Source organism: Agrobacterium sp. SOY23 (assembly GCF_027212525.1).
GTDB classification, from domain to species: Bacteria; Pseudomonadota; Alphaproteobacteria; order Rhizobiales; family Rhizobiaceae; genus Agrobacterium; species Agrobacterium tumefaciens_I.
Window position 1 is genome coordinate 76,153 of the sequence record NZ_JAPWDT010000010.1, and the last position, 24,967, is coordinate 101,119.

Sequence of the window (24,967 nt, forward strand, 5' to 3'; positions counted from 1 at the left end):
CGACATGGCCAATATTGCAGAACCCAAGAAGGGCTTCGCCGTCAGCGATCGCCAGAAGGACATCATCCAGAAATTTGCGGCGCTCGGAAGCCTCTTTGCGCTGGTCGCGGTCTTCTCCGCAACCAGCAACGCCTTCTTCACCGTCAATAATGGCATGACGATCGCGCTGCAGGTGACGTCCATCGCCCTGCTCGGCATTGGCGCCACCTGTGTCATCATCACCGGCGGCATCGATCTTTCCGTTGGTTCGGTGCTCGCGCTTGCCGGCGTTGTTGCCGCCCTTGCGGTGAAGGAACTCGGCATGCCGGTGCCCATCGGCATGTTGCTCGGCATTCTGACAGGGTCGCTTTGTGGTCTCATCAACGGTCTTCTGGTGACGCGCTTCAAGCTGCCGCCCTTCATCGCCACCCTCGGCATGATGTTGATCGCCCGCGGTGTGGCCCTGCAGATCACCGGTGCGCGCGCCGTATCCGGTCTCGGCGAATCCTTCGGTGAACTCGGTAACGGCGCGCTCTTCCGCATCGTCACTATCGGTGATGACGGCTTTCCGAATGTCGTGTTTCCCGGCATTCCCTACCCGGTCATCCTGATGGTGGTCATTGCGCTTGCGGTTTCCTTCATGCTCAACCGCTCTATCCTCGGTCGCCACATCTATGCCGTGGGCTCCAATGCGGATGCTGCCCGCCTTTCCGGCGTCAATGTCGCCCGCGTCACCAATTTCACCTACATCCTGTCCGGCACGCTCGCTGGGCTGACGGGCTGCGTGCTGATGTCGCGCCTCGTCACCGCCCAGCCGAACGAAGGTGTGATGTATGAGCTGGATGCGATTGCCAGCGCGGTCATCGGCGGCACATCGCTGATCGGCGGCGTGGGCACGATTTCCGGCACGGCCATCGGCGCCTTTGTCATCGGCATTTTGCGCAACGGCCTCAACATGAACGGCGTTTCCGCCTTCACGCAACAGATCATCATCGGCCTCGTCATTCTGGTCACCGTCTGGATCGACCAGCTGCGCAACCGCCGCTGATCAAAGGGCTGCGGACCCTTTCCGCAAACAAGATCGGCAGGGGAGGCCCGGTATGCCGACATCACGGAGGAAGAAATGAAGAAAATTGCGACTGCCCTTCTGACATCCGCAATCGCGCTGTGGAGCGTTTCCACCGTGCAGGCCGGCGAAATCGCCGTCATCGTCAAGACCGTCAACTCCACCTTCTGGCAGAACGTCCAGAAGGGCGCTGATGCCGCGATGAAGAACTCTTCCGGCAACACCATGACCTTCCAGGGTCCGGCTGCCGAATCGGCGATTGCCGATCAGGTCAACATGGTCGAAAACGCCATCAACCGTAAGGTTGCCGGCATCGTTCTCGCACCTTCCGATCCGGACGCACTGGTGCCGGCCGTCAAGAAGGCCTGGGAAGCCCGTATCCCGGTGGTTCTGATCGACTCTCAGCTCGCCAAGGGCTCGGAGCAATATTACCAGTCGTTCCTGGCGACCGATAACAAGAAGGCCGGCGAACTGGCAGCGAAGGCGCTGATCGACAAGGTGGGCAAGGAAGGCAAGATTGCCGTCATGTCCTATGTCGCCGGTGCCGGTTCCGAAATCGGTCGTGTTGGCGGTTTCACCGACTACATCCAGATGAACTCCAACCTGAAGATCGTTGGTCCGTTCTATTCGCAATCGCAGATGGCGACGGCGCTGAACCAGACCACCGACGTTCTGGCCGCGAATTCCGACCTGAAGGGTATTTTCGGCGCCAATGAGCCGACCGCCATCGGTGTTGGCCGTGCGCTTGCCCAGTCCGGCAAGGCCGGCAAGGTCGTCGCCATCGGCTTCGACGGCAACCAGGACCTGCAGAGCTTCGTCAAGGACGGTACGCTGGCCGGCATCGTGGTTCAGGGCTCCTACCAGATGGGTGAAAAGGGCGTGGAAACCGTGACCAAGCTCATCAACAAGGAAAAGGTTGAGAAGTTCGTCGATACTGGCGTCGTTGTTGTCACCAAGGACAATATCGAGAAGCCGGAAGCCAAGAACGTGCTTTACTGATACCGACGGCGCGCCGCCGCCTGGTGGCGCGCCTCACCCTTTGAGATGCGGTTTTCACCATCCGCTCCATGCTTAAGAATTCAGGAAGTCCCTGCGATGAAAGTCTCCGATACACGTAAATTGCCGCGCCGCGCCGTAGACGTCACAGTCATGGGTCTTGGCTGCGCCCAGATGGGCAATCTCTACCGCGTCACGCCCTATGAAGAGTCCAAGGGTGCGTTCGACAAGGCATGGGAAAGCGGCATGCGTTATTTCGATACCGCGCCGTTTTATGGTTATACGCGGTCGGAGCGTCGCCTCGGCACTATGGTGACCGAGCATGACCGGGGCAACTATACGCTCAGCACCAAGGTCGGCCGCGTCATGGTGCCGGATGAGACCGTGGGCCCGGAGGAGGATGCCTATATTGCGCCTTTGCCGTTCCGCCCGGTCTATGATTATTCCTATGACGGTATTCTCCGCTCCTTCGAGGCAAGCCAGCAGCGGCTGGGTATCCTGAAGCCGGATATTCTTTATGTGCATGATATCGGCTCCCATACCCATGGCGAAAAACACCAGCACTACTGGGAGCAGCTGACGACCGGCGGCGGGTTCCGCGCGCTCGGTAAGCTGCGCGAAGAAGGATCGACCGGGGCTGTCGGCCTCGGCGTCAACGAGTGGGAAATCATCAACGACGCCATGGATGTCTTCGATATCGACGTCGCCATGCTGGCCGGCCGTTATACGCTGCTCGAACAGCAGAGCCTTGCTTTCATGAACCGCTGCGCGGAAAGCGGCGTCGCCATCGTTGTAGCCGGTGCTTTCAACTCCGGCATTCTGGCTGGCAATCGCAAATTCAATTATGCCGATGCGCCTGCCGATATCCTCAAGCGTGTGGATGCGCTGCACAGTGTATGTGAGGAGCTGGGCGTCTCGTTGCAGGCCGCCGCACTTCAGTTTCCGCTCGCCCATGCGGCGTCAGTCACGGTTGTTTCAGGTGCGCGCAATGCGCAGCAGCTCGCTTCCAATATCGAATGGTTCGAGCAGTCCATCCCGGATGAATTCTGGTCCGAGCTGCAGAAGCGGGGCCTGATTGCCGAAGGTGCGCCCGTGCCCGGCGGAAAGGCCTGAGGCAATGCTCATCGACGCCCACCAGCATTTCTGGCTGATGAAGGATCGCGCCGGGCAATGGCCGCCGCCATCGCTGGCCGCCATTTACCGGGATTTTCTTCCGGCCGATCTGTCGCCATTGCTGGCGGCTGCCGGGGTTTCCGGTACGGTGCTGGTGCAGACGATGGAGACGGCTGCCGATACAGATTTCATGCTGGAGCTGGCGGAAAAGACCGATTTCATCAAGGGTGTGGTCGGCTGGCTGGACATGAAGTCCGCTGAAGCGGCGGCGGAAATTGCCCGCCGGGCGAAACATCCGGCCTTCAAGGGCGTGCGCCCCATGCTGCAGGGCATGGAAGATGTCGCCTGGATCGACGATCCGGCGCTGGATGCTGCCGTGGAAGCACTGGTGAAACACGATCTGGTGTTTGATGCGCTGGTCCTGCCGCCCAATCTACAGCATCTCCTCTCTTTTGCCCGCAGGCATCCGGACTTGCCGATCGTTATCGATCATGGCGCAAAGCCTCTGATTGCCACCGGTCACTATAATGATTGGCGGCGTGATATGGCGGCTCTCACGAGCCTTCCCAATGTCCATTGCAAGCTATCCGGCCTGCTGACCGAGCGCGGCGAACAGCGCCCGGAAGCGGTGCGGCCCTATGCCGAGACCATTCTCGACCTGTTTGGCGGCGAGCGCGTGATTTTCGGCAGTGACTGGCCGGTGCTGCGCCTCGCGGGTGATTATCAGGGCTGGCTGGATTTCTGCCGCGATATCGTGCCGGCGAAGGACCATGCGGCAGTTTTCGGCGGCAACGCCATTCGTTTTTACTCCCTTACTGACAGGTGATGCATGCTGGCGATTTTCTGTGACACTCCCGGTCAATTAACCGCCAAGGATCTGCCGAAACCCGTGCGCGGTGAAGGCGAAGTCCTGGTGCGTATTCGCCGCATCGGTGTTTGCGGCACCGACTTGCACATTTTTACCGGCAACCAGCCCTATCTCTCCTACCCGCGTATCATGGGCCACGAGCTCTCCGGCACGGTTGAGGAGGCGCCCGCTGGCAGCCACCTTTCCGCTGGCGATGTGGTGACCATCATTCCCTATATGTCCTGCGGAAAATGCAATGCCTGCCTGAAGGGCAAGAGCAATTGCTGCCGCAATATCGGTGTGCTCGGCGTCCATCGCGATGGCGGCATGGTGGAATATCTGAGCGTGCCGCAGCAATTCGTGCTGAAGGCGGAGGGGTTGAGTCTCGACCAGGCGGCCATGACGGAATTCCTGGCGATCGGCGCCCATGCGGTGCGTCGCGGTGCCGTCGAAAAAGGGCAGAAGGTTCTGATCGTCGGCGCCGGTCCGATCGGCATGGCGGTTGCAGTCTTCGCCGTTCTCGATGGCGGCGAAGTGACGATGATCGACGGTCGCACCGACCGGCTGGATTTCTGCAGGAAACATCTCGGTGTCGCCCATACGGTCGTCCTTGGCGAAGGCGACAAGGATCGTCTGTCCGACATCACCGGTGGCGATTTCTTCGATGCGGTCTTTGATGCGACCGGCAACCCGAAAGCCATGGAGCGCGGGTTTTCCTTCGTCGGCCACGGCGGTTCCTATGTTCTGGTGTCCATCGTTGCCAGCGATATCAGCTTCAACGACCCGGAATTTCACAAGCGTGAGACGACGCTGCTCGGCAGCCGCAACGCAACGCCGGAAGATTTCGAGCGCGTGCTTCGCGCCTTGCGCGAAGGGAAAGTGCCGGAGGCGCTGATCACCCATCGCATGACACTTGCTGATGTTCCCTCGAAGTTCGCCGGCCTGACCGATCCGAAAGCCGGGGTCATCAAGGGCATGGTGGAGGTCGCATGACGCCCGATACGCCCATCCTGCAATTTGGCACCAGCCGCTTTCTTCTCGCCCATGCGGATCTGTTCGTTTCGCAGGCCCTGGACAAGGGAGAGGCGCTGGGGCGCATCGCAATCGTTCAGACGACCGGCAATGCGGAGAGCTTGAAACGTGTTGCGGCGCTGAATAGCGGCGCACCCTACCCCGTGCGCATTCGCGGCATTCGCGATGGGCAGGAAGTGGACGAGGAGATTGAGGGCAAAGGCGTCGCGCGGGCTTTGACTGCCGCGACCGACTGGGCCGAGATACGCCGTCTCGCCTGCGTGGCCGAGGTCATTTTGTCCAACACGGGTGATCGCGGTTATGAGCTGGATTCGGCTGATGGACCCGGGCTTGCCGCCGATTTCACGATCGTGCCGAAAAGTTTTCCGGCGAAACTCTGCATGCTGCTGCTGGAGCGTTTTCAGCGCAATCCGGAAGCACCCGTCTCGATTTTCCCCTGCGAGCTCGTGCCGCGCAACGGCGAAAAGCTGAGCCAAGTCATTCGCCGGCTTGCGGATGAATGGCAATTGCCGGCGGGTTTTGCCTTCTATCTGAATGAGAAGTGCCGTTTCGCCAATAGTCTGGTGGATCGCATCGTCTCAGAGCCGATCGATCCGGTCGGCGCTGTGGCGGAACCCTATGCGCTCTGGGCGATCGAGAGACAGGAAGGTCTCGTCCTTCCCTGTACCCATCCCGCGGTGGTGCTGACCGACGATCTCGACCACTATGAAAAGCTCAAGCTGTTCCTGCTCAATCTCGGCCATTCCTATCTGGCGGAGCGCTGGGCGCAGGATGCACGCCCGAAGGACGAGACGGTGCGGCAGGCCATGGCCGATGAGGCTCTGGTGGCGGATCTGGAAGCGCTCTGGCGCGACGAGGTTCTGCCGGTCTTTGCGGCTGAAGGTATGGGAGACGAGGCGCAAACCTATATCGGCGTGTTGCGGGAGCGTTTGCGCAATCCCTTTCTCGCGCATCGCCTCGCCGATATCGCCGGCAACCATGACGAAAAGAAGCGCCGCCGCTTCGCGCCGGTCATCGCCGCCGCCGAGAGGCTGGAATTGAAGTTGCCGCAGTCGAAGCTGCGTGCGGCGCTTGCCACCATCAAGCAATAACGGAGTTTTTCATGCAGCGCATGGGCATGGTCATCGGCGTCAAGCCTGAGATGATCGCGGAATATAAAAGGCTGCACGCCGCTGTCTGGCCGGAGGTTCTGGCATTGATCAGCGAAAGCAACATTCGCAACTACACGATCTTCCTGCGCGAGCCGGAAAATCTGCTTTTCGGCTATTGGGAATATCACGGCAGCGATTTCAGCGCCGATATGGCGAAGATAGCCGCAAGCCCGAAGAACCAGGAGTGGTGGTCTTTCACCATTCCCTGCCAGCAACCGCTTGAAAGCCGCAAGGAAGGCGAGTGGTGGGCGATGATGGAAGAAACCTTCCACCTCGATTGAACGATTTTCTTTGACACTGACCGCGAGTAACCGGCCATGACCAAAATTACAGATCTGCGTGTTTTCGACCTGCGTTTCCCGACCTCCCAAAGCCTTGATGGTTCGGATGCGATGAACCCCGACCCGGATTATTCGGCGGCTTACGTCATTCTCGACACCGACGAGCCGGGCCTGAAGGGCCATGGCCTGACCTTCACCATCGGCCGTGGCAATGACATTTGCTGCATGGCCATCGAAGCGATGCGCCATCTGGTCGTCGGCACCGATCTTACCACCGTTACGGAAAATCCCGGCAAATATTGGCGGCACCTGACGAGCGACAGCCAGCTGCGCTGGATCGGCCCGGACAAGGGCGCGATGCATCTCGCCACCGGCGCTGTCGTCAATGCAGTGTGGGATCTGCTGGCCAAGAAGGCCGGCAAGCCGGTGTGGCAGCTTGTCGCCGATATGAGCCCGGAAGAAATCGCTGATATCGTCGATTATCGTTACCTGACCGACGTACTGACCCGCGACGATGCGCTGGCGATCCTCAGGAAGGCCGAGGCCGGCAAGAAGGAGCGCATCGAGACGCTGAAGAACGAAGGTTATGCCTGCTATACGACGTCGGCCGGCTGGCTGGGTTATGACGATGCCAAGCTGCGCCGCCTTTGCCAGGAGGCGATCGACGCCGGTTTCAACCATGTGAAGATGAAGGTCGGCCGCGATCTGGAAGACGATATCCGTCGTCTCACCATCGCTCGTGAGGTGATCGGCCCAGACCGTTACCTGATGATCGACGCCAACCAGGTATGGGAAGTGGATCAGGCGATCGACTGGGTAAAGAAGCTTGCCTTCGCCAAGCCCTTCTTCATCGAAGAGCCGACCAGCCCGGATGATGTCGCCGGCCATCGCAAGATCCGCGCCGCCATCGGTTCGGTGAAGGTGGCGACCGGGGAAATGTGCCAGAACCGCATCATGTTCAAGCAGTTCATCGCCGAAGGCGCGATCGATGTCGTACAGATCGACAGCTGCCGTATGGGCGGCCTGAACGAGGTGCTGGCGGTTCTGCTGATTGCCGCCAAATACAATCTGCCGGTCTGGCCGCATGCGGGTGGCGTCGGCCTTTGCGAATATGTGCAGCACCTCTCGATGATCGACTATCTCGTGGTGTCGGGCACCAAGGAAGGCCGCGTGATCGAATATGTCGACCATCTGCATGAGCACTTCATCGAGCCCTGCGATATCCGCAACGCCGCTTACATGCCGCCGAAACTGCCGGGCTTCTCCATCGAAATGAAGCCGGAGTCGATCGAGACCTACACTTTCGAGGAGTGATCGAAAGATTGCAGCGCCTCCTCGAGGCGCTGCCACTCCGCTTCGCTGCCGGGAAGGCCGAAACGTATGTCGTTCGGCCTTTCGTCAAAGATGCGCACCAGAATGCCGCGACGGCCGAGATGGTCGAACAGTGCTCTGGCGCGCTCGTCCCGCACCAGCGTGAACAGAAACGTGCCGCCGGCGATTTTCAGCTCTGTCTTTTCCAGCAGTTCGTTTATGCGGCTTGCTTCCTCCGCAAGCCGCAGACGCATGGATGATTGCCACTCCCTGTCTGCCAGGGCTTCGGTCGCAATATATAGCGCTGGGCCGGAAACCGCCCAGGGGCCAAGCCTTGCTTCCAGTTCGGCAGCGATGTCGGGATGCGCAATTGCGAAACCCAAACGCACGCCCGCCATGCCGTAAAATTTTCCGAAGGATCGCAGGACCACCAGCGCGTCGCCATTTGTCGCATCCGCAAGGCTTTTGGCACCGCCCGTTTCGATGAAGGCTTCATCCACGACGAGCAGGCCGCCTTTGCGACCTATCGCTCCGGCGAGCGCGAGTAAAGCTTCGCGGTCCGCGATGCGACCATCGGGATTGTTGGGATTGACCACCACCGCATAGCCATAAGCCGACAGGTTGTTAATGTTTTCCACCTCGGTGACGGTAAGCCCCGCCATGCGGGCGGTGCGGGCATGTTCCGCATAGGCGGGTGAAAGCACGGCACCGCTTTGGGCGCCACGATTGATGGCGATCTGCGCCAGCAGAGGCATCAGCATCTGGGTGCCGGGAGAGAGCGTAACGTGCTGCGCGGAAGGCGCGCCGAAATGGGCTGCCGCCAGCTGTTTCAGTTCCTCGGCAGCGCCGGGTTCCGGCAGGCGGGCGAATGCGCTGGCAGGAATGGGCGAATGCGGATAGGAGTGCGGGTTGATCCCGGTCGAAAGGTCGATCCACGGTTCAGGCGCCTCCGGAAACATCAGGCGCGCCTTGCCGAGATTGCCGCCGTGACGGATCGCAGCCTGCGGCTTTTCTGGTACTGTCTCGCCCATGTTCTTTGCTCTCGCTTTCCTGTCGCTCGTGATCGAACGCCTGACCGGCTATCCGGACTGGCTGTTCAAACGCATCGGCCACCCCGTCACCTGGATCGGTTCGCTTATCGCGCTCACGGACAAAAAATGGAACCGGGAGAGCGCGTCATTTTTTCAGCGTAAGGCCGCAGGTGTTGCGGCGCTGGTTGTTTTTGTCGGGCTGACGGTGATCCTTGCGTGGTTTGCGCAATCGGTTCTGCTTGTCCTGCCCTTCGGTCTGCTGGCCGTGGCGATACTCGGCGCTTCGCTTCCGGCGCAGAAAAGTCTGGAACAGCATGTGGAGGCTGTCGCCACGGCTCTGGAGCGCGAGGGCGTGGAAGGCGGTCGCAAGGCGGTGTCGATGATCGTCGGGCGCGATCCGCAAAAGCTGGATGAGGCGGCGATCTGCCGGGCGGCGATCGAAAGCCTCGCCGAGAATTTCTCCGATGGCATTGTCGCCCCTGCCTTCTGGCTCGGACTTCTGGGCCTGCCGGGCGGTGCGGCTTATAAGGCGATCAATACGGCCGACAGCATGATCGGCCATCGTTCGCCGCGCCATGAGGCCTTTGGCTGGGCCTCGGCCCGGCTGGATGATCTCGTCAATCTGCCGGCTTCAAGGCTGAGCGGCAGCCTCTTTGTGGTCGCCGCATTTTTTGTCGAGGGCGCGTCGCCAAAAGCGGCCATTGTTGCGATCCGTCGCGATGCCCGCCACCACCGCTCCCCCAATGCCGGCTGGCCGGAGGCGGCGCTGGCCGGCGCCCTCGGTTTTGCACTTGCCGGGCCGCGTTCCTATGGCGGACAAATGATCGAGGCGCGTTTCATGGGCGAAGGCGGAAGGTCGGCGCTGGTTGCCGGTGATATTCGCAAGGCCTTGCGGCTGGCGCGGATCGCGGACCTGTTGCTGATCGGCCTGTTCGGGCTTCTGGCGATCCTTATCGCGCTATAGCAAGCAGCCTGTCGAGATCGAGGTGCTGCTCCATATGCGCAGCCAGACGGTCGAGAACCGCATCCACCTGCGCGTCATAGTTCAGATCCGTATCTTGCCCGCCGAGACGCTCCAGCCATGCGCCGCGCTGACGGTCATCCGCGAAAAGGCCGTGAATATAGGTGCCAAAGACGCGACCATCGGGCGAGATGGTACCATCGTCATGCCCGTCGATCGTCGAAAACGCCAGATTACCCGCCGTTCCCGTGGTTTCACCGACATGCATTTCGTAGCCGGATAAACCAACACCATCAAAACTTGCGCCCTGAACGGAAACGAGCCGTTTGTCACCCGTCAAAACCGTGTCGACATCCAGCAGGCCGAGCCCGTCGGCAGTCGCCGGCGGCCCTTCGATGCCGTCAGGATCGGCAACGGTTTTTCCAAGCATCTGGTATCCGCCGCAAAGGCCGAGAACGTAGCCGCCGCGCCTTAAATGCGCTTTTATATCGATGTCCAGACCCGCATCTTGCAGCACGGCGAGATCGGCAATGGTGGATTTCGAGCCGCACAGCAAAACAAGCCGGCAATCGGCGGGGATCGTCTCACCCGGCCGCACGCGGATCAGTTCCACATCCGGTTCCATGTCGAGGGGATCGAGATCGTCGAAATTGGAAATATGCGGCAGGATTGGTACGGCGATACGGATTTTTGCGCCGGGTTTCCGTTGGGCCGGGCCGGAAAGCCCCAGCGCATCTTCCGCCGGCAGTTTCGCGGCATCGGGAAAATGCGGCAGAAGCCCTATGGAGGCCCAATCGGTCTTTTCCGCAATCATCCGCATACCATCGGAAAACAGCGCCGGATCGCCGCGAAAGCGGTTGACGATAAAACCTTCGATCATCGCCGCATCATCGGCGTCGAGCACTGCCCTGGTGCCGACGAGGCTGGCGATGACGCCGCCACGATCGATATCGCCGATCAGGATCACCGGCGCATCGGCTGCCCGGGCAAAACCCATATTGGCAATGTCATTGGCGCGCAGGTTGATTTCCGATGCGCTGCCTGCCCCTTCCACCAGCACCAGATCGGCCTGTTGTTTCAGGTGCTCGAAGCTTTCCAGCACGCGCGGCATCAGCCCGGCCTTCATGTGCTGATAGTCAGCCGCCTTGGCATTACCGACGATCTTGCCCTGCACCACCACCTGTGCGCCGGTTTCGCTCTGCGGCTTCAGGAGCACCGGGTTCATGTGTACGGAAAGCGGCACGCCCGCTGCCCGCGCCTGCAGTGCCTGCGCGCGGCCGATCTCGCCGCCATCGGCGGTGACAGCGGCATTGTTCGACATGTTCTGTGGCTTGAACGGCATGACGGAGAGGCCGCGCCGGGTGAATGCGCGGGCAAGGCCGGCCACCATCAGCGATTTGCCGACATCGGAGCCGGTTCCCTGAAACATCAGCACTCGGGCTGCCATATCAGAATTCTATCCCGGCCTGAGCCTTCACGCCCGCCTTGAAATGATGTTTCACCAACGTCATTTCCGTCACCATGTCGGCGGCGTCGATCAGCGGCTGCTTGGCGTTGCGGCCGGTGACGATGACATGCAGATCGGGCCTGCGGTTGGAAAGCGTTGCGACGACCTCTTCCAGCGGCAGGTAATCGTAGCGCAGCGCGATGTTCAGCTCGTCAAGGATCAGCAGGCCGATGGTTTCGTCGGCCATCAGGGTTTTGGCCTCTTCCCAGGCCTTCGTTGCTGCCGCTACATCACGCTTCAGATCCTGCGTGTCCCAGGTGAACCCTTCCCCCATGGTACGCCAGACGACCTTGTCGCCAAAGAGTGTCAGGGCCTGCTGTTCTCCCGTCGACCATGCACCCTTGATGAATTGCACGACGCCCACCCGCCGCCCGGTGCCGAGCATGCGCAATGCGAGGCCGAAAGCGGCCGTGGACTTGCCCTTGCCGGGGCCTGTATTGATCATCAGCAGGCCTTTTTCGATTGTCTTTTCCGCAACCTCGGCATCCTGCACCGTCTTGCGGTTGACCATTTTCTGCCGGTGGCGTTCGGCTTCGCTGTCGCTGATGTCGCGGGTCATCGCCTTTTCCTTCTCATCCAGAGGTGCGGGACCTTATGCCCCCTGCCATTCGGAGCGGCGACTATACTCAATTTGCCGCACCCGGCAATGTGCTGGGAAGGGGCGTGCGGCATTGACCCTCACACCCGTTCAGCCTAAGGGTAAGGGACTGACGGTCTTTTCCCGGCAACGGGAAAAGCTAAGAGGGAACACGGTTCCACCCCGATAACGGGTCATTCCGTGGCTGCCCCCGCAACTGTAAGCGGTAAGCCCGCACCGTAAAGCCACTGGACCTTTGTGATCGGTTCGGGAAGGCGGTGTCTGGGTGTTGATCGAGCCGCAAGCCAGGAGACCTGCCGTTTCAGGAAAAAACGTCTGCCGGGCGGGGTGCTCCGGTCAGTCGGTCAGATCGAACAGCCGGTTTGCGCCTGTCCGCACACCGTTTTCGATATCCGCACCCCGATGAATTTTAACTTGGCGCGGGAACGGGACGGTTTGGATATTTCAGCGACATCTTCATGTGCAAACGCGAACGTGCAGGGCGAAACGACGCCCGGCGTGACCGTCTTCGTTTGCCGCAGCTGTCGCGATGACGCTGATCCCACTGCCGAACCGCGCCCCGGTTCGCGTCTTGCCGATGCCGTCATCGCAAAGGCGGAGGAGACCGGCATTGCCGTTCGTTCCGTCAATTGCCTTGCCAATTGCAAGCGGGGCCTCAGCGCTGTGCTGCGCAGCGCCGGTGGCTGGTCTTATGTGTTTGGCGGGCTGACGCCCGGTGATGCGGAAGACCTGCTGACGGGCGCGCGACTGCTTTCTGCCGCATCCGATGGCCTGATGCCCTGGCGCGGCCGCCCCGAACCCTTAAAGCGCGGCATGGTGGCGCGCATTCCCCCATTCGATTTTACCGAGGAGAGATCATGAGCACCCTTCTGGACCGCGTTCCCTGCACCATCGTCACCGGCTTTCTGGGGGCCGGAAAAACCACGCTGCTGCGCGGCCTTCTCGAAAAGCTGGATGGCAAGCGGCTCGCCATCATCGTCAATGAATTTGGCGATATCGGCATCGACGGCGAAATTCTGAAAGGCTGCGGCATTGAAAGCTGCCCGGAGGAAAACATCGTCGAGTTGGCCAATGGCTGCATCTGCTGCACGGTGGCGGATGATTTCCAGCCCGCCATCGAACAGATCCTCAGCCGTCAGCCGAAGGTGGAGCATATCCTCATCGAGACTTCCGGTCTTGCCCTGCCGAAGCCCCTGGTGCAGGCCTTCCAGTGGCCCGCCATCAAGAGCCGCGTGACTGTTGATGCCGTGGTCGCCGTGGTGGATGGTGCGGCGCTGGCCGAAGGTCAGGTTGCCCACGACATGGAAGGGCTTGCTGCCCAGCGCGCCAATGATGAGGCACTTGATCATGACGATCCGGTCGAAGAGGTCTTCGAGGATCAGGTCGCCTGCGCCGATCTCATCGTGCTCACCAAGGCCGATCTTCTGGATGATGCCGGCCTCGACAAGGCCAGGGCGCATATCCTCGAACATCTGCCGAAGGCGGCGAAGATCGTTGTCGCTTCGAATGGCGCCATCGATCCGGCGGTGCTGATCGGCCTCGGCCTTGCGGTGGAGGAGGATATTGAAAACCGCCGCACCCATCATGATGTCGAACTCGACCATGAACATGATGATTTCGACAGCTTCGTCATCGACCTGCCGGCCGTTACCGATCCGGAGGCACTGGCGGCCCGTATCGCCGAGACGGCCGCTGCCGAAAATGTGCTGCGTATCAAGGGCTTCATCGAAGTCGCCGCCAAGCCCATGCGTCTGCAGGTGCAGGCTGTCGGCAGCCGCGTCAACCACTATTACGACCGCCCCTGGGCGGCGGGTGAAGAGCGCCGCAGCCGCCTCGTCGTCATCGGTGAAAAGGGTATCAACCGCGAAAAGATCGAACAGATGCTGGCCGCCTGACATAAGCCAATTGCGCATTGTCCGGACGCAAAACCGCGACGTACTTTTACTGGAAATGCCTTAGATGCATATTCTCGCCACCACATCCTCGTCTCTGGACGACCTGATCGAGCCGGTTGATCTCAACCAGCCCCGCTCGGATGTGGTGGTGCTGTCTTTTTCGGCAAGCGATCTTGCCGGGCTTGAGCGGGCGTGGCGGCAGGCGGGAGATAAGCTCCCTTCCCTCTCCGCCGCGAACCTGTCCGAGCTTCGGCACCCGATGTCGGTTGATCTCTGGATCGAAAAAACGGCGGAACATGCCCGTGTTATCCTTATCCGGATTCTTGGCGGCGCGGAACGCTGGCGATATGGGGTCGATCAGCTGGCCATTCTGGCGCGCAGGCGGGGCATCAAGCTTCTGCTTTTGCCGGGGGAGTGCAGCGAAAGGGACGAAAAGCTCGAGGCGGCCTCTACGGTCGACAAGCCGACGCTGACCTCCGTTCTCTCCTTCTTCCGCGAAGGCGGAGGGGAGAATATGGGCCGTCTGGCCGCGGGCCTGGCTGTTCTGGCGGGTGGCGGGGAATGGCCGGATATAAAGGCCGGACCCCTGCCGAAAGCCGGCTTTTATCGGCCGGATCTGGGTGTCGTGGGGCAGGAAGAGGCTTGTGCCGGGTTTCCTGCCGGTGCGTCTGTTCTGCCCATTCTCTTTTACCGCTCCATGCTTCTGGCGGAAGATGCAGCACCCGTCGATGCGCTGTTTCAGGCGCTCTCTGTGCGTGGGTTTGCGCCCCTGCCGATTTTTGTCAGCGGGTTGAAGGATGGGGAAGCGATCCGTTTCCTCGAAACCGTGCTGCCGGCTCTTCAGCCTGCCGCCATCATCGCCGCCACGGCTTTTGCCAGCCAGACGAATGATAGAGGCGAGACACTGTTTGATCGCCTCCGCGTTCCCGTTTTCCAGGTGGTGATGGCAACCACCCGGCGCGACGGCTGGGCGGAAAATGCGCGCGGGCTCAATCCGTCCGATCTTGCCATGCATGTCGTCTTGCCCGAACTGGACGGACGGATTCTTGCAGGGACGATTTCGTTCAAACAGGCACGGACGGATGGCGGCGTCAGCCTTCTGAATGTGCCCGAGGCGGATCGTGTCGAGCAGGTGGCGAACCGCATCGCGGCCTTTCTGCGAATGAAATCTGCGCCACCTCGGGATCGCCGCATCATCATCCTGATGCCGGGTTATCCCGGTGCCGCGCCGGGGCGCACCGGTTATGCTGTTGGTCTTGATGTGCCGCAAAGCGTGCTCGAAATGCTGCGCGATCTCGCCGATGCCGGTTATGCGGTGGAGGAGATTCCCGAAACAGCGCGGGCGCTGCTCGATCGTATCGAGAGCCAGAATGCGACAGTCGATCTTTCCGACTATCGGGATTTTCTTGCAGCCTTGCCGGCGGCGGCTGCCACCGCCGTGCATGCGACGTGGGGAGCCGCGGAACAGGACGAAGCTTTCGCCGATGGCGCTTTCCATTTCCGCGTTGCCCGCTTCGGCCAGGTCTTCGTAGCGCTCGCGCCGGATCGGGGACGAAACGAGGATCGGCGGGTGGATTATCACGACCCCGCCCTGCCGCCACGCCACGCGCTGGTCGCCTTCGGCGCATGGATGCAGCGTGTGGCAGCGGCGCATGCCATCGTGCATGTTGGCGCGCATGGCACGCTGGAATGGTTGCCGGGCAAGACGGTTGCGCTTTCCCGCGATTGTTTCCCGGAAATCGTCACCGGCCCGCTGCCGGTCGTCTATCCTTTCATTGTCTCCAATCCCGGTGAGGCGGCGGTTGCCAAGCGGCGCATCGCCGCCGTCACCATCGGCCATGTGCCTCCGGTGCTTGTCAATGCCGGGCTTTCGCCGGAACAGTCGGCGCTGGAACAGCTGGTCGATGAATATGCGCAGGCGGATGGCCTTGATCGCCGCCGTCGCGACCGGCTGGCGAAGCTGATTGTCGAAAAGGCGCTGGAAACCGGGCTGGCGGCGGAGGCGGGCGTGGGCGTGAAGGATGACGCCGATACGGCCCTCTCGCGCATCGACGCCTTTCTTTGCGACCTCAAGGATTTCGCCATCAAGGACGGCCAGCATGTTTTCGGCCGCTCCCCCGAAGCTGAGGCCGATCCTCTCCGGCTTCAGAGCGCCAAGGCCGAGAAGTCCGCGCTGCTCGCGGCGCTCGATGGCCGGCGCATCGCCCCCGGCCCTTCCGGCGCGCCGGCGCGAGGGCGTCTCGATGTCCTGCCCACCGGCCGCAACCTTTATGCCGCTGATCCCCGCACCATGCCGACGCCAACCGCGTTCGAGCTCGGCCGCATGGCGGGCGAAGAAGTGCTTCGGCATCATCTGCAATCCCATGGAGACTGGCCGAAACATCTGGTGTTCGATCTCTGGGGCAGCGCCAGCCTTCGCAATGGCGGTGAGGATGTGGCGCAGGCGCTGCATCTGATGGGGGCGAGGCCGATCCATGATCCTGCTACCGGTCGCGTCACCGGCATCGAGGTTCTGCCGCCGGCGAGCCTCGGGCGGCCGAGGGTCGATGTGACGTTTCGCATTTCCGGCCTGTTCCGCGACATGTTCCCGGCGCTGATTGCGCTTCTCGATGCTGCCGCTAAGGCGGTTGCACGGCGGGATGAAGCGCCGGGCGACAATCCGCTGGCGGAAGAGGCGGCAGCGCTTGGGCATATCCCTGCCCGCATCTTCGGTTCTGCGCCGGGCACCTATGGCGCCGGTATCGAGGAAAAGCTTGCCAGTGGTGCGTGGGATGAACGCGAGGAGCTGGGGCAGGCGTATCTCGATGCGGCGAACCATGCCTTTGGCGGCGCCGATGGGCTTGAGATCTTCAAGGACGCCGGCTTTACGGAACTGGTGCGTCGGGCCGATCTTCTGGTTCATACCGGCGACGATCCCGGTCGTGATCTTCTCGACGGTTCTTCCGATGTCGCCTTCATCGGCGGTTTTTCCGCTGCGAAGGCAGCACTTGGCGGCGTCGCCGATATCGTTGCGCTGGATACGACCGATCCGGCACGCCCGCGTGCAAGGTCGATGACGCAGGCGCTGACGCGGGTGGTGCGCGCACGTGCCGTCAATCCGCGTTTCATTGCCGGCCAGATGCGGCACGGCCCACGCGGGGCGGCGGAATTTGCAGAAACGGTGGACCGGCTGGTTGGGTTTGCCGAAACGACCCATGCGGTGTCCTCCTCGCTGATCGAGGCGCTTTACGATGCCTATTTCGGCAATGAGGAAGTGCGCGATTTTATCCTGCGGGAAAATCCGAAGGCAGCCGAGGTGATGGCCATGCGCTTTTTATCCGCTCGCCGCCGCGGCCTCTGGCACAGCCGCCGTAATGCGGTGGATGCGGAGCTTGAAATGCTGATCCTGCCCCGATCCGAAAGGGTGGGTGCATGATGGTGGCCGCTGCCGATCCCGTTCAGCCGTTTGGCCGCCGTGGCCTTTGTCCGGCCTTGTCCGCCCCCATGCAGACCGGCGACGGTTTTTTGTCGCGGGTCGCGTTCGAGGCGGATATCTCGCCCCGTGCGATGGTGACGCTTTGTGGTCTCGCCGAGCGCCATGGCAATGGGTTGATCGACATTACCGCGCGCGGCAGCCTTCAATTTCGTGGCCTGACGCCGCAAAGCGCCTGCGCTCTGGAAAAAGATGTTCTGGCGCTTGATCTGCCGCTACGCGAAGGGCTTGCGGTCGAAACTTCACCCCTTGTCGGCCGGGATGATGCGGAAATCGCGGATGGTCGTTTTATCGCCGAGGAGATTCGAAAAGGGGCTGACGCCCTGGCGCTGCATGACAAACTCGCGGCCAAAACCTCTGTCGTCATTGATGGTGGCGGACACCTCTCCATGGGCGACTTGCTGGCCGATATTCGTTTGAAAGCGATCCGGCTGGAAGGTAGAACCTTCTGGCAATTGCTTGTTGGCGGGCCGGAAAGCAAGGCGTTAAATGCGGGATTGGTTGAGCCGGTTGCGGCGGCCGGTGTGGTCCTGTCGCTTCTTGTTTTTCTGGCTGAAAAGGGATCTCTTGCCCGTGGTCGCGATCTGGATCAGCAGACCGTGAAGGCGGTTTGCGGTGAGCGCCTGCTGGATCGGGTAAGTGAGGGCAAAGCCCAGACACCTTTTTCACCCTTGGGCATGATGAAGACGGAAGAGGGCCGCTTCGCCGTTGGTATCGCGCCTGCTTTCGGACAGGTTCGAGGTGCCGACTTGGCGCATCTCTGTAAGCGGGCCGATACGCTTGGTATCAAGGCCCTGCGGCCATCACCAAACCATAGCCTGCTATTTTTTGGGTCGTCGTCGGCCTGTGAGGCTTTGCTTAAGACCGCGGGGGCATCCGGCTTCGTCGCGACTGCTGGTGATGCGCGGTCCTCCATCGCGGTCTGTCCCGGCGCGCCGGGCTGTGCCTCGGCTTTTCTTCTCACACACGAACTGGCGGCTTTTGCTGCCGAAGAATGTGCCACGTTGCTCGATGGTTCCTTCACGCTGCATATTTCCGGCTGCGGCAAGGGCTGTGCGCATCCCGCCCCCTCGTTTTTGACTCTCTCGGGCACTTCGGATGGCCTGGCATTCTCTATTTCCGGTCGCGCCGGTGACCCGCCAGTCGGGATTTTGCCCTTTGAGCAACAGAAGGCTGCGCTTTCGCGGCTTGCCCGTCTCTACGAAAAAGAACATAAGCCCGGTGAAAACGCCGCCGACCTTCTTGCCCGTCTGGGCCGGGAGGAAATCGGTGCGGCGCTTCGACAGGATAACCAATGACCGACTATGATTATATTCGCGATGGCAATGCGATCTATGAGCGCTCTTTCGCCATTATTCGCGAAGAAGCGGATTTATCCGCCTTTACCGCAGAGCAGGCGGATATCGCCATTCGCATGATCCATGCCTGCGGGCAGGTAGAGGCGGCAGGCCATTTCCGCTTCTCGCCGGATTTCGTTTCGGCGGCGCGCGGCGCCTTGCTCGCCGGCAAACCCGTTCTGTGTGATGCCCAAATGGTTGCCCATGGCGTGACGCACGCAAGGCTTCCGGCTGATAACGCTGTCATCTGCACGCTTCGCGATCCACGCACGCCGGAACTTGCGAAAAACATTGGCAACACCCGATCCGCTGCCGCGCTCGATCTCTGGGCGGATCATCTGGAAGGTGCGCTGGTCGCTATCGGCAACGCGCCGACGGCGCTGTTTTATCTGCTGGAAATGCTGGAAAAAGGCGCCCCACGCCCGGCCGCCATCATCGGCATGCCGGTCGGTTTTGTCGGTGCGGCGGAATCGAAGGATGCGCTGGAGGCGAGTGCGCTCGGCATTCCCTATGCCATCGTCAAGGGACGTTTGGGTGGCTCGGCCATGACGGCAGCGGCCATCAACGCGGTTGCGAGGGCTGGCCTGTGAGTGCTGCTCTTTTTGAACAGGCCAAGGGTAAACTCGTCGGCGTTGGCACCGGTCCCGGTGATCCGGAACTTCTGACGCTGAAAGCCGTGCGCGCCATCGAAAATGCCGATGTTCTCGCCTTTTTCTGCAAGAAGGGCAGCACCGGCAATGGCCGTGGCATTGTCGAAGCCTTTATTCGTCCCGGCACGCTGGAAATGCCGCTGGTCTATCCCGTCACCGTCGAAAGCGACAAGAACGGCGAGGATTATCGCGGTGCGATTGCCGCGTTCTTTGATCAGTCGGCGAAGGACATTGCCGTGCATCTCGATGCCGGACGCACTGTGGCCGTACTGTCTGAAGGTGATCCGCTGTTTTACGGCTCCTATATGCACCTCCATCTGAGGCTTGCGCCGTCCTATGAGGCGGAAGTCGTCGCCGGCATCACAGCCATGTCCGGCTGCTGGTCTATGGCCGGCCTGCCGCTGGTGCAGGGCGATGATATTCTGAGCGTGCTTCCCGGCACGCTGGCAGAAGATGTGCTCGCGGAGCGGCTTTCCGGCACGGACGGTGCCGTGATCATGAAGGTCGGCCGCAATCTGCCAAAAATCCGCCGTGCGCTGGAAGTGGCCGGCAAGCTCGAAGAGGCGCTTTATGTCGAGCGCGGCACCATGGCAAACAGTCATGCCGTGCGGCTCATTGAACGTGATGCCTCGCCCGCGCCCTATTTTTCGCTGGTTCTGGTGCCGGGCTGGAAAACCAGACCTTCCGGGGGCGAAGCGCCATGACCGGCAAACTCGTCGTTGTCGGGCTTGGTCCCGGCAATCTGGATCAGGTGACGCCTGAGGCACTCGCTGCCGTTGAGGCTTCGGAAGACTTTTTCGGCTATATTCCCTATCTCGATCGTCTGTCGCTTGGCGCTCACCAGCGGCGCCACGCTTCTGACAATCGTGAGGAAATCTCCCGTGCCGAACAGGCACTCACGCTTGCGGCCGAAGGTGGCAAGGTCTGCGTGGTTTCTGGCGGCGATCCCGGTGTTTTCGCCATGGCGGCAGCCATCTGCGAGGCGATTGAAAACGGGCCTTCCGAATGGCGCGACATTGATTTTTCCGTCGTGCCGGGTGTGACCGCCATGCTGGCCGTAGCCGCTAAAGCCGGTGCGCCGCTCGGCCATGATTTCTGTGCTATTTCGCTTTCGGACAATCTCAAGCCCTGGGGCATCATCGAAAAACGGCTGATTGCGGCGGCCGAAGCCGGATTCGTGATGGCCTTCTACAATCCCGTCAGCAAGGCGCGGCCGCACCAGCTTGGTACTGCCTTTGATCTGTTGCGCAAACATTTGCCCGGCCCGGTGCCGGTGATCTTCGGTCGCGCCGCAGGCCGGGCGGACGAGCGCATTCGGGTCGTGCCGCTCTCGGAGGCGTCGAGCGACATGGCCGACATGGCCACCTGCATCATTGTCGGTTCGGTGGAGACCCGCCTGATCGCGCGTTCCGGCAAGGAACCGATCGTTTATTCTCCACGGTTTTCGAAAAGGGAAAGCTGATGGCGTATGGCGGTGAGCGCACTGGCGATATCCGGCACGGTCACATTATTCGCGGGCGTATCGTTCAACTGTTGCGGCCGTTCGATCATGATGACCGGCAGGCCAAGCCGTCTTGCCGCTTCGATCTTGCCGTAACTGGCGCTGCCGCCCGAGTTTTTCGATATCACCACCTCGATGTGGTTTTCCTCCAGCATGCCGATTTCATCTTCCGTCAGGAAAGGACCGCGGGCAGTGATGTAACGCGCATCCGGCGCCTTCAGCGGCGGTTCGACCGGGTCGACGCTGCGGATGAGGTAGCTATGCTGGGGCGCGGCTTCGAAAGGAAGAAGCTCCTGCCGTCCGAGGGCCAGAAACACGCGTCTGCCTTCGCTGCCGAGCGCGGCAACGGCCTGACCGATGGTATGGACGCTCTGCCATGTATCACCCGGCAGACGCGGCCAGACGGGACGCGAAAGAACGATCAGTGGAATGTCAGCAAGCCTTGCCGCCTCGACGGCATTGGCGGAAATTCTGGCCGCATAGGGATGAGTGGCATCCACCAGAATATCGAAACCCTCTGTGCGGATGAAATTCGCCAGCCCCGTCGCGCCGCCAAATCCGCCGCTGCGCATCGGCACGGGCTGTTCCACCGGCGAGAGCGTGCGCCCGGCCATGGACAGCAGAATTCGGTAGCCGGAGTCCTCGGCCAGCTGGCCGGCCAGAATGCGGGCATCCGCCGTGCCGCCGAGGATGAGTATGGAGCGTGTCATGACGTCTGAATATTCCGGAACGGCAAAGGCTTCCACTGAAAAGAACGAAAAGCCGTGGCTTTCCGTCGTCGGTATCGGCGAGGATGGGCTTAAGGGGCTGGGTGAAAACGCGCTCCGCGCCATAGAGGCGGCCGAGGTGGTTTTCGGCGGCAAACGCCATCTGGAACTGGCGGCACCGGCCATTCGCGGCGAAGCCCGCGCCTGGCCGGTGCCGTTCGATGTGGAAATGAGCGATGTTCTCGCGTTGCGCGGCCGCCGGGTGTGTGTGCTGGCCTCGGGCGATCCGTTCTTTTATGGCGTCGGGGTCACGCTTCTGCGGCGGATTCTTGCGGAGGAAACGGTCTGTTATCCCTCGCCTTCCGCCTTTTCGCTGGCCGCGGCTCGGCTCGGCTGGGCCCTGCAATCGGCTGAATGCGTTTCGCTGCATGGTCGCCCCATCGATCTGTTGCGGCCACATCTGCATCATGGCGCGCGGATCATCGCGCTGACCTCCGATGAGCGCGACCCGGCCTTGATTGCGCGGCTGCTGTCCGAGTCCGGCTTCGGCCGTTCGGAATTCGTCCTGCTTGAAGCATTGGGGGGCGACCGGGAAGAGCGGCGGCAGGTCCGGGCAGCTGATTTTGGCTTTAAAGATATTGATCCGCTGAACGTCGTGGCGATCGAAGTCGTGGCGGATGAGGGCGCACGTGTCCTGCCGTTTACTCATGGGCTTGATGACGGCCTGTTCGAACATGACGGGCAGATCACCAAGCGTGAAATCCGCGCCGTCACGCTCTCCTCACTCGCCCCCCGCCGGGGAGAGCTGCTGTGGGATATTGGTGCGGGCTCCGGCTCGATTGGCATCGAATGGATGTTATCGCACCCTTCGCTGCGCGCCATCGCCATCGAGCAGCATCCGGAAAGGGCAGAGCGGATCGCCCGCAATGCCGATGCTTTCGGTGTCCCAGGGCTCGAGGTCATGATCGGCAGGGCACCGGCGGCTTTTGAAGGCTTGTCTCCGCCGGATGCGATTTTTATCGGGGGCGGTGGCAGTGAGACGGGCGTGCTGGACGCCGCCATGGACGCCCTGAAACCGGGCGGGCGGCTGGTGGCCAATGCGGTGACGCTGGAAATGGAGGCGGTGTTACTGGCTACCCATGCGAAATTCGGCGGTTCGATGATCCGGCTGGAAGTCTCGCGGGCTGCTGCTGTCGGTTCCATGTCCGGCTGGCGTCCGGCCATGCCGGTAACACAATGGAACTGGGTCAAGCCATGGTGACCGTGGCCGGTATAGGCTGCCGCAAAGGTGCCGCCTCGGATGCGATTATCGCGGCTGTGCGGGCTGCTGAGCGTGCCTTTGGCATGACGGTCGACCATCTGGCGACTGCGCCGCTCAAGGCCGAGGAGGCCGGTCTTGTGGCGGCGGCGAAGGGTCTGTCTCTGCCGCTTGAAATCGTAGCGCAGGAACGGCTCGAAGCGGTTGCCGCCGAGACAATGACATTTTCACAGGCCAGCCTCGATCACGCTGGTTCGCCAAGCGTCAGCGAAGCAGCGGCGCTTGCGGCGGCTGGGGCAAGTGCAAGGCTGGTTGCGCCACGCCTTGTGGTTGGTGAGGTAACTGTGGCTATCGCAACGACGATCGCCGCGCCGCGTGGTAGCTGCAGCGCCATCGAATACGGAGAACAAGAATGACGGTTCATTTCATCGGCGCCGGTCCGGGTGCTGCCGATCTCATCACGGTGCGCGGGCGCGATCTTATCGCGGCCTGCCCGGTCTGCCTTTACGCCGGTTCGCTGGTTCCGAAGGCCTTGATCGATTATTGCCCGCCGGGCGCGCGCATTGTCGATACGGCAGCACTTTCGCTCGACGAGATCGAGGCGGAGTTCGTGGCGGCCGCCAAGGCCGGCAAGGATGTGGCGCGGTTGCATTCCGGCGATCTTTCGGTCTGGAGCGCCATGGGTGAGCAGATCCGCCGGCTGGAGCGCCTGGGTCTCGCTTATACCGTAACCCCCGGTGTGCCCTCCTTCGCCGCCGCCGCTGCCACCCTGCAGCGGGAGCTGACGGTGCCGGAAGTGGCCCAGAGCCTGGTGCTGACCCGTATTTCCGGCCGCGCTTCAAAAATGCCCGAGGGTGAGACGCTGAAGGCTTTCGGCGCGACAGGCGCAACACTCGCCATCCATCTCGCCATCCATGCCATCGGCAAGGTGGTGGAGGAGCTGACGCCGCTTTATGGCTCCGATTGCCCGGTCGCCATTGTCGTGCGCGCCTCCTGGCCGGATGAACGGGTCATTCGTGGCACGCTTTTCGATATCGAGGGCAAGCTTGTGGCCGAGCCGGTGGAGCGCACGGCGCTGATCTTCGTCGGGCGTGGTCTGGCCTCGACGGATTTCCGCGAAAGTGCGCTTTATAGTACCGACTATGTACGCCGGTTCAGATCCCCGAAGGAGGATGCTGCGGGCTGATGCGACGGTGTGGAGGCGGTGCGCCCCTTGAGGACACCCTGACGATCAAACACCAGAATATCGAGCGCGATCGCCGGCGTCTTCAGTGCCGCCGCGGCGGTCACCCAGGCTTTTTCCGCAACGATCGCGCCGAGGTCTATCCCCGCGCTTTCGGCGAGCTGAAAGGCGTGCGCGACCATGTTGGCTTGACGGATGGCAATGGCGAGATTGTCATCCCCTCCCGCCTCCGTGGCCAATGCCGCCAATGCTTCGAGGTCGGCAAGGCCCTTTTTGGAATGCACGTCGAGCATGCCCTGGGCGAGTTTGGTCATCTTGGCGACGCCACCGGCGATCGTTACCCGCTCGACCGGGTGGCTGCGCAGATATTTCAGCATGCCGCCGATGAAATCGCCCATGTCGATCAGAGCGGTTTCCGGCAGGCCGTAAAGCACCTGCCCGGCCTTTTCGGATGTATTGCCGGTGGCGCCGAGCACATGGGTGCAGCCAGTCGCGCGGGCCACATCGATGCCGCGCCAGATGGAGTGAATCCAGGCCGAGCAGGAAAAGGGAATGACAACGCCGGTGGTGCCGAGGATGGAAATGCCGCCGAGGATGCCGAGCCTGCCATTCAGGGTTTTTTCCGCCAGCTTCTCGCCGTCGCGAACGGAAATCTCGACCTCGAAATCGGCATCCTCGCCAGCCACTTCGCGAATGGCGGTCTCGATCATCCTGCGCGGAACAGGGTTTATCGCGGGTTCTCCCGGTGGCAGCGGCAGGCCAGGCCTCGTGATCGTGCCGACGCCCTTGCCGGCCCTGAAAGTGATACCGGTTCCCGGTTCGCCCCGTCTGACCGTGCTTTCGATCAGCGCGCCATGGGTGACGTCGGGGTCGTCGCCAGCATCCTTGACGACACCGGCGCGCGCGAAGTTTTCACCTTTTTCCTCGGTGGCGAGGGAAAATGCCGGCCTCGCGCCGCTTGGAAGTTCCACTTCGACAGGGTAAGGAAACTCGCCGGTCAGAAGGGCGACGCAGGCCGCCTTCGTGGCGGCTGCCGCGCAGGTGCCCGTGGTCCAGCCGCGGCGAAGGGTCTTTCCATCCGTTTCCATATG

Annotated in this window: 24 protein-coding genes and 1 riboswitch; of the genes, 19 read left to right on the top strand and 5 right to left on the bottom strand. The window is 61.6% G+C overall.

Annotated features, from left to right (window positions below; genetic code table 11):
• Window positions 1–4 precede the first annotated feature (4 nt).
• From O3S81_RS23590 to O3S81_RS23625, 8 genes are all read left to right on the top strand, one after another.
• A complete protein-coding gene (locus tag O3S81_RS23590; RefSeq protein ID WP_006311044.1) occupies window positions 5–1,027 on the top strand; it encodes an ABC transporter permease in 1,023 nt (340 codons plus the stop codon).
• 75 nt (window positions 1,028–1,102) lie between these two features.
• Window positions 1,103–2,044, top strand: coding sequence for an ABC transporter substrate-binding protein (locus O3S81_RS23595; RefSeq protein WP_269347141.1), 942 nt, complete (start codon window positions 1,103–1,105; stop codon window positions 2,042–2,044).
• A gap of 96 nt (window positions 2,045–2,140) precedes the next feature.
• Window positions 2,141–3,154 (top strand): aldo/keto reductase, encoded by a 1,014-nt coding sequence (locus O3S81_RS23600; RefSeq protein WP_269347142.1) that lies wholly within the window; start codon window positions 2,141–2,143, stop codon window positions 3,152–3,154.
• A 4-nt stretch (window positions 3,155–3,158) separates the two neighbouring features.
• Entirely contained in the window at window positions 3,159–3,980 is an 822-nt protein-coding gene (locus O3S81_RS23605; protein ID WP_269347143.1) for an amidohydrolase family protein, read from the top strand.
• A 3-nt stretch (window positions 3,981–3,983) separates the two neighbouring features.
• Window positions 3,984–4,994 carry a zinc-binding alcohol dehydrogenase family protein gene (locus O3S81_RS23610; RefSeq protein WP_269347144.1) on the top strand — a complete coding sequence of 337 codons (1,011 nt, stop codon included), beginning with the start codon at window positions 3,984–3,986 and terminating at the stop codon, window positions 4,992–4,994.
• Window positions 4,991–6,124: a mannitol dehydrogenase family protein gene (locus O3S81_RS23615; RefSeq protein ID WP_269347145.1), complete on the top strand. Its 1,134-nt coding sequence runs from the start codon at window positions 4,991–4,993 to the stop codon at window positions 6,122–6,124. The genes O3S81_RS23610 and O3S81_RS23615 overlap by 4 nt, the downstream gene beginning before the upstream one ends.
• An 11-nt stretch (window positions 6,125–6,135) precedes the next feature.
• Window positions 6,136–6,465, top strand: a complete 330-nt coding sequence (locus O3S81_RS23620; protein WP_010972585.1) for an L-rhamnose mutarotase — start codon at window positions 6,136–6,138, stop codon at window positions 6,463–6,465.
• A gap of 36 nt (window positions 6,466–6,501) precedes the next feature.
• On the top strand, window positions 6,502–7,779 hold the full coding sequence (locus O3S81_RS23625) for an L-fuconate dehydratase (RefSeq protein WP_269347146.1): 1,278 nt from the start codon (window positions 6,502–6,504) through the stop codon (window positions 7,777–7,779).
• Here O3S81_RS23625 and cobD read toward each other — a convergent pair.
• A complete protein-coding gene (gene cobD / locus O3S81_RS23630; protein ID WP_269347148.1) occupies window positions 7,761–8,807 on the bottom strand; it encodes a threonine-phosphate decarboxylase CobD in 1,047 nt (348 codons plus the stop codon). The two genes, O3S81_RS23625 and cobD, sit on opposite strands and share 19 nt — an antisense overlap.
• Between cobD and cbiB the strand changes: the two genes are divergently transcribed.
• Window positions 8,806–9,771: an adenosylcobinamide-phosphate synthase CbiB gene (gene cbiB / locus O3S81_RS23635; protein ID WP_269347150.1), complete on the top strand. Its 966-nt coding sequence runs from the start codon at window positions 8,806–8,808 to the stop codon at window positions 9,769–9,771. The two genes, cobD and cbiB, sit on opposite strands and share 2 nt — an antisense overlap.
• Here cbiB and O3S81_RS23640 read toward each other — a convergent pair.
• Complete coding sequence (locus tag O3S81_RS23640) at window positions 9,758–11,215, bottom strand: cobyric acid synthase (RefSeq protein ID WP_269347151.1); 1,458 nt, start codon at window positions 11,213–11,215, stop codon at window positions 9,758–9,760. The genes cbiB and O3S81_RS23640 overlap by 14 nt on opposite strands.
• Window position 11,216: 1 nt before the next feature.
• A complete protein-coding gene (gene cobO / locus O3S81_RS23645; RefSeq protein ID WP_269347152.1) occupies window positions 11,217–11,834 on the bottom strand; it encodes a cob(I)yrinic acid a,c-diamide adenosyltransferase in 618 nt (205 codons plus the stop codon).
• 135 nt (window positions 11,835–11,969) lie between these two features.
• Window positions 11,970–12,188: riboswitch (cobalamin riboswitch) on the top strand.
• A gap of 159 nt (window positions 12,189–12,347) precedes the next feature.
• Here cobO and O3S81_RS23650 point away from each other — a divergent pair.
• The 7 genes from O3S81_RS23650 to O3S81_RS23680 all read left to right on the top strand — a co-directional run bounded on the left by O3S81_RS23650 (window position 12,348) and on the right by O3S81_RS23680 (window position 20,689).
• On the top strand, window positions 12,348–12,734 hold the full coding sequence (locus tag O3S81_RS23650; protein WP_269347154.1) for a DUF1636 family protein: 387 nt from the start codon (window positions 12,348–12,350) through the stop codon (window positions 12,732–12,734).
• Window positions 12,731–13,768, top strand: a complete 1,038-nt coding sequence (gene cobW, locus O3S81_RS23655; RefSeq protein ID WP_269347155.1) for a cobalamin biosynthesis protein CobW — start codon at window positions 12,731–12,733, stop codon at window positions 13,766–13,768. Before O3S81_RS23650 ends, cobW begins: the two co-directional genes overlap by 4 nt.
• Before the next feature lie 64 nt (window positions 13,769–13,832).
• Complete coding sequence (gene cobN / locus O3S81_RS23660; RefSeq protein WP_269347156.1) at window positions 13,833–17,183, top strand: cobaltochelatase subunit CobN; 3,351 nt, start codon at window positions 13,833–13,835, stop codon at window positions 17,181–17,183.
• The gene (gene cobG, locus O3S81_RS23665; RefSeq protein WP_269347157.1) at window positions 17,183–18,538 is read left to right on the top strand and encodes a precorrin-3B synthase; all 1,356 of its coding nucleotides are present in this window, start codon (window positions 17,183–17,185) and stop codon (window positions 18,536–18,538) included. Before cobN ends, cobG begins: the two co-directional genes overlap by 1 nt.
• The gene (locus O3S81_RS23670) at window positions 18,535–19,167 is read left to right on the top strand and encodes a precorrin-8X methylmutase (RefSeq protein ID WP_269347158.1); all 633 of its coding nucleotides are present in this window, start codon (window positions 18,535–18,537) and stop codon (window positions 19,165–19,167) included. Before cobG ends, O3S81_RS23670 begins: the two co-directional genes overlap by 4 nt.
• Window positions 19,164–19,931, top strand: a complete 768-nt coding sequence (locus O3S81_RS23675; protein ID WP_269347159.1) for a precorrin-2 C(20)-methyltransferase — start codon at window positions 19,164–19,166, stop codon at window positions 19,929–19,931. The genes O3S81_RS23670 and O3S81_RS23675 overlap by 4 nt, the downstream gene beginning before the upstream one ends.
• Window positions 19,928–20,689: a precorrin-3B C(17)-methyltransferase gene (locus O3S81_RS23680; protein WP_269347161.1), complete on the top strand. Its 762-nt coding sequence runs from the start codon at window positions 19,928–19,930 to the stop codon at window positions 20,687–20,689. The genes O3S81_RS23675 and O3S81_RS23680 overlap by 4 nt, the downstream gene beginning before the upstream one ends.
• Here the strand turns inward: O3S81_RS23680 and O3S81_RS23685 are convergent.
• On the bottom strand, window positions 20,656–21,438 hold the full coding sequence (locus O3S81_RS23685) for a cobalt-precorrin-6A reductase (protein WP_269347163.1): 783 nt from the start codon (window positions 21,436–21,438) through the stop codon (window positions 20,656–20,658). The genes O3S81_RS23680 and O3S81_RS23685 overlap by 34 nt on opposite strands.
• Here O3S81_RS23685 and cbiE point away from each other — a divergent pair.
• From cbiE to cobM, 3 genes are read left to right on the top strand one after another with little or no spacing between them, the layout of a single operon-like run.
• Window positions 21,437–22,696: a precorrin-6y C5,15-methyltransferase (decarboxylating) subunit CbiE gene (cbiE, locus tag O3S81_RS23690; protein ID WP_269347164.1), complete on the top strand. Its 1,260-nt coding sequence runs from the start codon at window positions 21,437–21,439 to the stop codon at window positions 22,694–22,696. The two genes, O3S81_RS23685 and cbiE, sit on opposite strands and share 2 nt — an antisense overlap.
• Entirely contained in the window at window positions 22,690–23,109 is a 420-nt protein-coding gene (locus O3S81_RS23695; protein ID WP_269347248.1) for a cobalamin biosynthesis protein, read from the top strand. Before cbiE ends, O3S81_RS23695 begins: the two co-directional genes overlap by 7 nt.
• Window positions 23,106–23,879 carry a precorrin-4 C(11)-methyltransferase gene (gene cobM, locus O3S81_RS23700; protein WP_269347165.1) on the top strand — a complete coding sequence of 258 codons (774 nt, stop codon included), beginning with the start codon at window positions 23,106–23,108 and terminating at the stop codon, window positions 23,877–23,879. Before O3S81_RS23695 ends, cobM begins: the two co-directional genes overlap by 4 nt.
• Here the strand turns inward: cobM and O3S81_RS23705 are convergent.
• Window positions 23,834–24,964 (bottom strand): cobalt-precorrin-5B (C(1))-methyltransferase, encoded by a 1,131-nt coding sequence (locus O3S81_RS23705; protein WP_269347166.1) that lies wholly within the window; start codon window positions 24,962–24,964, stop codon window positions 23,834–23,836. The genes cobM and O3S81_RS23705 overlap by 46 nt on opposite strands.
• Between the last annotated feature and the right edge of the window lie 3 nt (window positions 24,965–24,967).